Here is a 9,427-nt window from a genome sequence, read left to right as displayed (position 1 = left end):
CGCCAGATCTTCCTCGCACCGTAGACCCGGTAGTTGGTCTCGAAGACCTGGCTGATCTGCTCCTTCAGCTCGGCGTCCCGCACGGTCCTGGCGGATGGCACGGCCTGGCGTTTGTGGTGGGCGTAGTAGGTGGCAGGGGCGATCTTGCAGTCGTGTGCGCTCAGCACGCGGCAGATCGGCTCGACACCGCCGAAGCGGCCCTTGTGCTCGTCGATGAACGCTACGAGCGCGTGTGTGGCCGGTCGAGCTCGGCCGCGAAGAAAGCCGCCTTAGATTCAACCGGTCAAGGCAACGCTCTCGGCTGGTGTCCGGAACCCCAGGCACTTGCGCGGACGGTTGTTGAGCTTCGTCGCGATGGCGTCCAGGTCGTCCTGGCTGAAGGTCGACAGGTTGGTCCCCTTGGGCAGGTACTGGCGGAGCAGTTTGTTGGTGTTCTCGTTGGTGCCCCGCTGCCAGGGGCTCCGTGGTGCCGCGAAGAACACGTCGATGCCGGTGTCGGCGCTGAAGCGCTTATGAGCTGCCAGTTCCATGCCGCGGTCCCAGGTCAGCGTGCCGTGCAGACGGGAATCCATGCGTGCGTAGGCTTCGGCCAGAGCGGGAACGACCACGGCGGTATGGCGGCTGGCGAGCTTCACGACGTGGAGAAACCGGGTCTTGCGGTCGACGAGTGTCGCGACCTGACTGTTGTTCGACCCGATCACCAGATCGCCTTCCAGGTGTCCGGACTCGCTGCGACCCTCTGCCGCTTGGGGCCGCTCCTCGATCGGCCGGGCATCGATGATCTGTGAACGCCACTGTCCCTTCACCGTGTGACGTTTGTTCTTCCGGATCGGCCGACCGGTCCGCAGGCGCTTGCAGAGCTCGCGGGGCACCACTTTCCACCGGGTGATGTAGACCGACCGGTAGATCGTCTCGTGGCTAACCTGCATCTCCGGGTCGTCGCCATGGTGCAGACGCAGATGCCCGACTATCTGCTCCGGTGACCACTCCTCCCGCAGCAGGGCCAGCACCGTCTGCCTCAACGCGGGCCTGCGGGCGAGCAGACACTCTTTCGGACGCCGGCCGCGCTCACGTGCACGCTCCTGCGCGGCGATCGCCCGGTAGACGTCACGTCCGCCATTGCTGTTGACCTCACGGCTGACCGTAGAGACGGCCCGCCCCAGAACAGCGGCGATCGCCCGATAGGAATCGCCGGCACACAGCCTGCGGGAGATCTCCTCCCGCTCGCCCAGAGTCAAACTTACGACGCGCTCCTTGCGGGACAGGGGAGCGATTCCTCCATGGTGTTTGAGGACGGTGAACACCGAGCCGGGCGGCTTGCCGATGCCTCTGGAGATGACACTGATCGACTCGCCGGACCTCCACCGCCGCCACAGATCGGCCTTCATCTCATCCGACATCCCCGGCCGACCCAGTCTTGCCACTTACACCGCCCTCAACCTGCACTGTTGCTCTGACCGGTTGAATCTAAGGCCGCGGCCTTGAGGCTCTCGTTCGCCCGCTTCAGCTCGGCGTTCTCCTTCTTCAGACGCTTCAGCTCGGCCGACTCCTCCGTCGTGGTGCCCGGCCGGGTGCCGGCGTCGATCTGGTCCTGCCTCACCCACTTGCGCAGGGTCTCGGTGGTGCCGATACCCAGTTTCTGGGCGACCGCTTTCATCGCGGCCCACTCGGTGTCGTACTCCGGCCGCACCTCGGCGACCATCCGCACCGCACGACGGCGCAGCTCAAGCGGGTACTGGGAAGGACGTGCCATGACTCGATCCTCTCAAATGATCGAGTCCCTACCGAACCCGGAACGGTTCACTCAGGCCTTTGACCAGCGAAAATGAAGAAGCGCTGCTGGAGTACTAGCCTCGCGCTTTCATGAGCGTGCTCGTCCATGCCTTGATCAAATAAGTGGAGAGTGCTGCTGACCTGCAACGATTGGACTTGTTTAGGGTCCTGTTGGCTGCACGGAAAGAAGCACTCTCCAGGTGAGCAAGCGTATCGGGTGGTACCCGCGTGTCCGTGTCGAGGGCGGTGGCAGAGGGACGGTCTCGCAGGCCGGAGCGGTGCTGCTGGTCGAGACGGTCCGCAAGTCCGGCCTGGACACCGCGATAACGGCGGCAATGGCGCCGTGGTGCAAGCCGCGGACAGTGCACGACCCAGGCAAGGTCCTGCTGGATGTCGCGCTCGCGACGGCTCTGGACGGGGACTGCCTCGCCGATGTCGCCATGCTGCGGGCCGAGCCCGACGTGTTCGGCCCGGTGGCATCCGACCCCACGGTCTCCCGCCTCGTCGACGTCCTCGCCGCAGCCGGCCCGAAGGCCCTCACCGCGATCCGGTCGGCGCGGGCCGAAGTACGTTCGCGGGTCTGGGAGCTGGCCGGGGCGAACGGTCCGGCCGCCGACGGTCACGTGACCGTGGACATCGACGGCGTGCTGGTCCTTGCGCACTCCGAGAAGCAGGACGCCACCGCGACCTGGAAGAAGACCTTCGGCCATCATCCGCTCGTCGCGTTCGTCGACCACGGCCAGGCCGGTTCCGGAGAGCCGGTGGCCGCGCTGCTGCGGCCCGGCAACGCCGGCTCCAACACCGCGAGCGATCACATCACCACCGCCCAACTCGCCCTGTCCCAACTCCCCAAACACCTGCGGCGGGGACGGCAGACACTGATCCGCACCGACTCCGCCGGCGGCACCCACGCCTTCCTCGACTGGCTCTCCTGCCGGGGCCGGCGGCTGTCGTATTCCGTCGGAATGACCATCACCGACGCCATCCACCAAGCCGTCCTGAAGATCCCGAAGAAGGCGTGGACACCGGCCTACGACGCCGGCGGCACCGAACGGCCCGGCGCCTGGGTCGCGGAGATCACCGACATGCCCGACCTGAGCACGTGGCCGAAGGGCATGCGGCTGATCGTCCGCAAGGAACGCCCGCACCCCGGCGCACAGTTGCGCTTCACCGACCTCGACGGACTGCGGCTGACCTGCTTCGCGACCAACACCAAACGCGGCCAGCTCGCCGACCTTGAACTGCGTCACCGCAGGCGGGCCCGCTGCGAGGACCGCATCCGAAGCGCCCGCGACACCGGTCTGCGCAACCTGCCCCTGCACGACACCGCGCAGAACCGGATCTGGCTGGAGATCGTCTCCCTCGCACTCGACCTCCTCACCTGGATGCCCATGCTCGCCCTGACCGACAAGACCCGCCGCTGGGAACCCAGGAAGCTCCGCCTGCGGCTGTTCTCCGCCGCCGCCCAGTTGGTCACCACCGGCCGCCGCCGCTGGCTCCGCTTCACCACGCGATGGCCCTGGACCGACGAGATCACCCGGGCAATCGACCGGCTCAATGCCTTGCCGAGCCCCGGCTGACCAGCCACACCGAACGCCCCAACGATCCGCACCACCACACCGGGAAAGTGGAACCCGGCGCCCACCCGACGCGACAACCGGGCCGTCAACCTGCCCCTACCCCGAAAAGACCCGCACCCCGCAAACACAGAGCCCCCGCCAGCACACCGACGAGGACTCATGAACGATCGAGGCTAGGACTGGTCGTGACCTGCCAGGACGCAACCTTTACACCATGAATTAGGTAAGAGTTGCTCACGACGGTGGGATTACTGGAAGGCCATGCTGCTCGCGTGGGCCTCCGCAAGCGGTGGCCCTTCACACTTCGAACCTGGAGATCAATATGAGCTGCATCGTTTCTGGTCTGAGCACGAACCACGCCGAGGTTGCTCTGACCGGCGATGGCCTGAGCACGAACCACGCCGAGGTTGTCCTCGGTTGACCCTACTGATTGGTTCTTGACGAACCGTCAAATCACATGCCCGGAACTTGCTGGACTGACAGCGTGGTCAGCCCGTGACGTGCTGAAGCAGTGAGCTCTTTCGGATTAGCCATCGATCGGGTGACAGAACCGTGGCGGCGACCAAGGGTAACAAGCGTGATCCAGTTGGCCGGGGGACCGTTATCGCGATGCGCGACAAGGAGCCCGTAGTCGAATCGAATTGAGGAACCGGTAGGCGTGGCACAGGTATGCATCCTTTTTTCCTTGTTTCCAGGTGAAGAGTAGTAATCGTGATGAATAACATGCCGCCCGGATGGTATCCGGACCCTGGGTATGCACAGATCAACTCAGGTCGGGAACGCTGGTGGGACGGCAGCGCGTGGAGCCAGTTCACCCGCATCGTTCCGCAGAGTTCGACAAACGCGAACATGCGGAATATTCAGGATCCGGCTCAGGCTGAAGCTCTTCAAGGCCGCCTGGGGATAGTGGTTGCCGTAGTTGTCGCCGCCGGGGTGCTGATGGTGCTGGTATTGCTGCTGGTCGGAAATATCAAACTTACGGCGAGTCCTGCGAACTCCGCGTCCCGGCCGCTAGAAACCGGCGCCCCGACAAGCTCCACATTTGCTGAAACTCCCTCGCCCACGCCAACGCCCCTCCCTAGCCGCAGTGTCGGGAATCGTTGGGTCATTGACAAAGTCGATGGCATCATTATTCCGGTTCTGGACGGCTGGAGGGGGGAGACCGTCGCCAGTGGCTCCGGGATCACCACAGGCGCCTATCCTTGTCCAGCGGACACGGAGCAGACCTGCGTTCAAGGCGGAGTAGTTTCAGCCCCGGCATCCCAAGTGTTGAAGTCCGGCACGGCTGAGGAAGCAGCCAAGGAAGACATCAGCAATAACGTAAAACAGTCTTATGCGGTAGACAACTATGGAATCATCACGTCACATAGGGAGATACACTCACGGAAGATCGAGGTCGCTGGTCAATCGGGATATCTTGTCCGCTGGGAGATTGCCACCGCAAGCGGTACTCAGGCCGTTGTCGAGTCACTCGTCTTCCCATCGCATATGGACCCGTCACAACTGATTCTGATCCGCTTCGCCTTGGACATCGGACCAGGCGCTCCGGGGGAGGACTCAATCGACATCATTACTAAGGGAATCAAGAAGTCATCTCATTAAGTCGCATGCAGTATGCAGTCAGACTTCCGAGCCGTGTTTCGCGACCGTGGCAGAGCGGGGCGATAGCCCCGCATGGCATCAACCCGATTTATGGAATGCCGAGCCTGGCGCGCGTTTCGACGGAGGACGCTGTCCCATCCAACCCAGATGGCAAGGCTGCCATGTGTCCCGGTGCGGTGCTGGCTGACAGCCCACCCTCACGGTGCCGGACTGGATGGGCTGTCCGCGCCACATTGTGACCAGAAACCCGATACCCGAACTAAATATCAAGGATGGCGTGCATTGTTCACCAGCCCTGAATCAGTGGCGAGTATATTCCTCATCGCGTGCGCCTCTCTTTTCCTTGTGTTCATCGCACTCCCACTGTTGTTTATGCCGCTTCGCTGGGCCAAGTGGTGGCAGTGGAAGGTTCCTGTAGAGAATTCAGATGTAACAGTCTATCTAGGGCGCTGCCTTGGTGCCGTCGCACTCGCCATAGCGGTTGCTGCCTATTCTTCGATAGGAGAACCTGGCCAAGTCCTCCTCATTTTCGACCTGCTCATCCTGACATCGTTCCTAATGGTGGCAATTCACGTCTGGGGAGCCATCCGGAGAGCGCAGCCATGGACAGAGACCGCTGAAATTTTTCTCTACCTGGCAATCGGAATCATCTCGGCATACTTCCGGTGTTACGTGCTGGATTGACACTGTTTGGAAGATTCACCAGAGCTGGTGAAATATGGGTTCGAATTCTTTTAATCCCGGATTGGTCTGGAGGTAGAGATTAACTGCGCCGATGGCATTTTCACCGTGAAGCACGCTACTTCTGAACTGGGCAGCCAACTGAACCATGAGGTTGTCCTGCACGGCTGATTGCCGGTCGCTGTGGTGGTTAGCCCAGCGGCATGAGCTGGCGCCGCGGATGGTCAGTTTCCTTCAGGCTTGGCCGAACGAGCTGATTGAAGGTCCGTATACGTGCGGGCCCCACTGATTTTTGGCGGAAGGGGTTTGATCGTGCTGTCGGAGGAACTGCTCGACGTGGTTAGCAGGTTTCTGAGTGAGGAGAGTGCGAGGGGTACCGGATCCGGAGCGCCACTGGCAAGGCTCCAAGAAGCGCTGGGGCTCGGGTCAGGCTGGAATGCGCTGGGTATCGCTCAAGCACTGATGGACCGGGGTGTCGCCGCACGTGTCGAGCGGGACTTCACCGTCGCGGAGCAACTGTTCGAAGGGGCTGTTGCAGTCGCAGCACTGTCACAGGGACTGGAAACAGTGGATCCAGCTGTGCTGGTAAGGGCCCGGACCCTGTTGGGTGGCCTGTGGCGGAGGCAAGGACGCTACGCCGAGGCCGAGGAGATGCTACACGGGGCGCTGGCTTTGGCGGAGAGCAGACAGGACCGGCTCCTGGGAGAGCTGACTACCGTGTGCAATGAGTTGGGGATCCTGTTCAAATACTCGGGAAAGTTCGAGAAAGCCGAAGTATGCTATCGGCGGGCGTTGGCTGTGCTGGAGGGCGGCGGGCTGCTGGAGCAGCCGATAACCGCGGCGGTGTTCCATAACCTGAGCGGACTCGCGCACTCCCGAGGGGACTTTGCGGCAGCAGTGGAGCCGGGACGGCGCGCGGTGGCTATCCACGAGCGGGCTCTGGGCGCGGACCATATTGAGACCGCGTTCGATAAGGCAGCGCTTGCCCCGGTCTTGATTGAGTTGGGAGAACTGGACGAGGCGGAGGAACTGCTCACGTCAGCACTGACGGTGGTACGGGACTTCTACGGCCCCACGCACTACGAGACCGGCATTGCGCTGGGCAACCTGGCTGCCCTGGCCTACAAACTCGACCAGTACCCACAATCAGAACAGTTGTTCCGTGAATGCCTACAGATCAAGGAACATGCGCTAGGCCCCTCGCACCCTGAGTTGGCAGTCACCTTGAACAACATCGCTTTGCTGGCACGCCGCAACGGCGACACAGCCACGGCCCGCAGCCTCTGGGCACGGGCCAAGGCAAACCTGGAACCCTCGGTGGAGCCGGACCACCCGCTGCTGCGTACCGTCCGCAACGCCCTGGACGCCCTCCCCGCACAGGCGGAAGCATAACCGACTCTGCCCGCAAGAGGCAGTGCCCCGGTCCGGCTGCGGACAGGGGTGCCACGGCACATAAGGGTCGGATGAGCCTTGGAAATGATCTTTGCTCAGGGAACCGGGGGAACGAGGGGGCCGTCATTGGTTCGCGTATCTGCACACGGGCACGTCACCCCGCCGGGACCGGAAAGCCTCGGCGGCACCCCGGCCCGGACGGTTTCCGCCTCTCGGTCAGCAACCAGCCCCAGCCAGCACCGCCCGCCGCACTGAGTATCGTGTGATCACCGCCCGCAACGCCGGCTGTGATCCCCCAAACAGGAGCGGCAAAGCCGACTCGTCCTGCCCGCCCAAGAAGGTCCGCCGGCCTGAGGTATCCCGCGATTGTATGCTCGGCCTCGGCTTCGGGGAATAGACGGAACATGCCTGGAGAGCCCTGCACTCGCACCTGCGTGCCTGACGGCCCACTTCCCGAACTGTCCACGCGGGCATGGTCGCCCGGTATCCCGCGGAGATATCCGATCTGCGTCAGGCTGGATACCGTTGCGCGGGTTGGGTCTTTCCAGATGTCGGCTGCGGACCATGCGCGGACTGGCGCGCTGCTCATCTCGACGGTTGCCCCAAACTCCGTTCGAAAAACCGGGGGACTGTAAATCGTTCGGCTCTGTTCCGTAGTCGGTGGTGACGGCTGGTAACGGGCGTCGTTGAGGTTGTATGCGAGATGCCAACTCTCTTGTCGCGAGGGTGTTTTCAGGGCTATCGGCGCTGGTCATCGATGATGTGGCCGACGACGGCGAGGTAATCCGGGTCTTGGCCCGGACCAGGGACGTTCCCTTTCCCTGCCCGATGTGCGGGGTGCCGACGGGGAAGGTGCACGGATACCACCTCCGGGCGGTTGCGGATGTGCCGGTCGATGGCCGCCGGGTTGTTGTCAACGTCCAGGTACGACGTCTGGTCTGCCCGGTCCTGGGATGCCAGCGGCAAACCTTCCGCGAGCAGGTCCCTGGGCTGATCGAGCGCCTTCAGCGCCGCACCACACGTCTGACCAGCCAGGTCTCGGGGGTGGTCAAGGAGTTATGCGGCCGGGCGGCTGCCCGGCTCGCCCGGATACTGGCCGTGCCCGTCTCGTTCGCCACCGCCCTGCGAATGCTGCGGGGAATCCCCCCGCCCGCGGTGCGGATCCCGCGGGTGATCGGGGTCGATGACTTCGCCCTACGCCGCCGTCACCGCTACGCCACGATCATCATCGACGCCGAAACAGGCGAGCGCATCGAGGTCCTGCCCGACCGCGAAGCCGCCACATTGGAGGCATGGCTGCGAGGGAAGAAAGGGATCGAAGTCGTATGCAGGGACGGCTCGGCCACCTACGCCGAGGCGATCCGCCGGGCCCTTCCTGACGCAGTGCAGGTCAGCGACCGCTGGCATCTGTGGCGGAACCTGTGCGGCAAAGTCCTGGCCGAAGTCCGCGCCCACGCTCCCTGCTGGGCCGCCGTCAACTCGCCCCGGCCCGGCGGCGTCCGCGAGCAGACCACCCGCGAGCGCTGGCACCAAGTCCACGCCCTCCTCAACTCCGGCGTCGGCCTGCTCGACTGCTCCCGCAGACTGAACCTCGCCCTGAACACCGTCAAGCGCTACGCCCGCATCCCCGAACCGCCCGCGGATCGCATCGCTCCCCGCTACCGGCCCACCCTGGTCGACCCCTACCGTGACCACCTGCGCCGGCGCCGGTCCGACAACCCAACCATTCCCGTCACACACCTCCTGCACGAGATCAGGGAACTGGGCTATACCGGCAGCGCAAACCTGCTGGTCCGCTACCTCAATCAGGGCCGCGCCGAAGGCGACCGCCCCATGACGACCCCCTGCCGCCTCGCCCGGCTTCTGCTCACCCACCCCGAACACCTGCGAGCCAAAGACACCGACCTGCTCGGCCTCCTCACCGCAGCGTGCCCGGAGATGACCGCACTCGCCCGACTCACCGGCGAGTTCGCCGCGCTCCTGGCCCCGGCCCAGGCCAACGATGACAAGCTCACCCAGTGGATCGCCACGGTCCGCACCGCCGGCCTGCCCCACCTGCACAGCTTCTGCAACGGCCTCGAACTCGACCGCGCCGCCGTGAACGCCGGCCTGACCCTGCCCCACCACAACGGCCGGACAGAAGGCGTCAACACCCGCACCAAAAAGATCATGCGGCAGATGCGCGGCCGAGCAGGATTCGACCTCCTCCGCCACCGCATCCTCCTGCAATGAGGAGAACGCACCGTCGCCACCGACTACGAAACAGAGCCATTCGATTGACCCGGACAGTTTCCTTGAGCCTTCGGATTTCGGTGTCGCGGCCCGCATGGGGCTCCTCGAGCTTGCCCTCGCCGATAGTCAGGACGAGCTTGACGACTACATCGAGGCGCAAGAGCCCT

Annotated in this window: 6 protein-coding genes and 2 pseudogenes; 6 read left to right on the top strand and 2 right to left on the bottom strand. The window is 63.9% G+C overall.

The window, feature by feature from the left end; all coding sequences use genetic code 11:
* Window positions 1-275: 275 nt before the first annotated feature.
* Together ACFWUY_RS25930 and ACFWUY_RS25925 are read right to left on the bottom strand one after the other, a co-directional pair.
* Window positions 276-1,388, bottom strand: a complete 1,113-nt coding sequence (locus ACFWUY_RS25930; protein WP_384113787.1) for an IS30 family transposase — start codon at window positions 1,386-1,388, stop codon at window positions 276-278.
* A gap of 53 nt (window positions 1,389-1,441) precedes the next feature.
* Window positions 1,442-1,753 (bottom strand): annotated as a pseudogene (locus ACFWUY_RS25925) (transposase); the annotation flags it as partial.
* A gap of 220 nt (window positions 1,754-1,973) precedes the next feature.
* On the opposite strand from ACFWUY_RS25925, the gene ACFWUY_RS25920 reads away from it, so the two are divergent.
* The 6 genes and pseudogenes from ACFWUY_RS25920 to ACFWUY_RS25895 all read left to right on the top strand — a co-directional run.
* Window positions 1,974-3,353: an IS1380 family transposase gene (locus ACFWUY_RS25920; protein WP_384113784.1), complete on the top strand. Its 1,380-nt coding sequence runs from the start codon at window positions 1,974-1,976 to the stop codon at window positions 3,351-3,353.
* A gap of 714 nt (window positions 3,354-4,067) precedes the next feature.
* Window positions 4,068-4,955: a DUF2510 domain-containing protein gene (locus ACFWUY_RS25915; RefSeq protein WP_384113793.1), complete on the top strand. Its 888-nt coding sequence runs from the start codon at window positions 4,068-4,070 to the stop codon at window positions 4,953-4,955.
* A gap of 282 nt (window positions 4,956-5,237) precedes the next feature.
* Window positions 5,238-5,639 (top strand): hypothetical protein, encoded by a 402-nt coding sequence (locus ACFWUY_RS25910; protein ID WP_384113781.1) that lies wholly within the window; start codon window positions 5,238-5,240, stop codon window positions 5,637-5,639.
* A 309-nt stretch (window positions 5,640-5,948) separates the two neighbouring features.
* Window positions 5,949-7,028: a tetratricopeptide repeat protein gene (locus tag ACFWUY_RS25905; protein ID WP_384113778.1), complete on the top strand. Its 1,080-nt coding sequence runs from the start codon at window positions 5,949-5,951 to the stop codon at window positions 7,026-7,028.
* Window positions 7,029-7,754: 726 nt separating this feature from the next.
* A complete protein-coding gene (locus ACFWUY_RS25900; protein ID WP_384113790.1) occupies window positions 7,755-9,260 on the top strand; it encodes an ISL3 family transposase in 1,506 nt (501 codons plus the stop codon).
* Between the two features lie 49 nt (window positions 9,261-9,309).
* Window positions 9,310-9,420 (top strand): annotated as a pseudogene (locus tag ACFWUY_RS25895) (DUF3626 domain-containing protein); the annotation flags it as partial.
* Window positions 9,421-9,427 lie beyond the last annotated feature (7 nt).

Source organism: Streptomyces sp. NPDC058664, from assembly GCF_042716635.1.
Lineage (GTDB): Bacteria > Actinomycetota > Actinomycetes > Streptomycetales > Streptomycetaceae > Streptomyces.
This window is presented reverse-complemented; position numbering and strand designations above follow the sequence as displayed.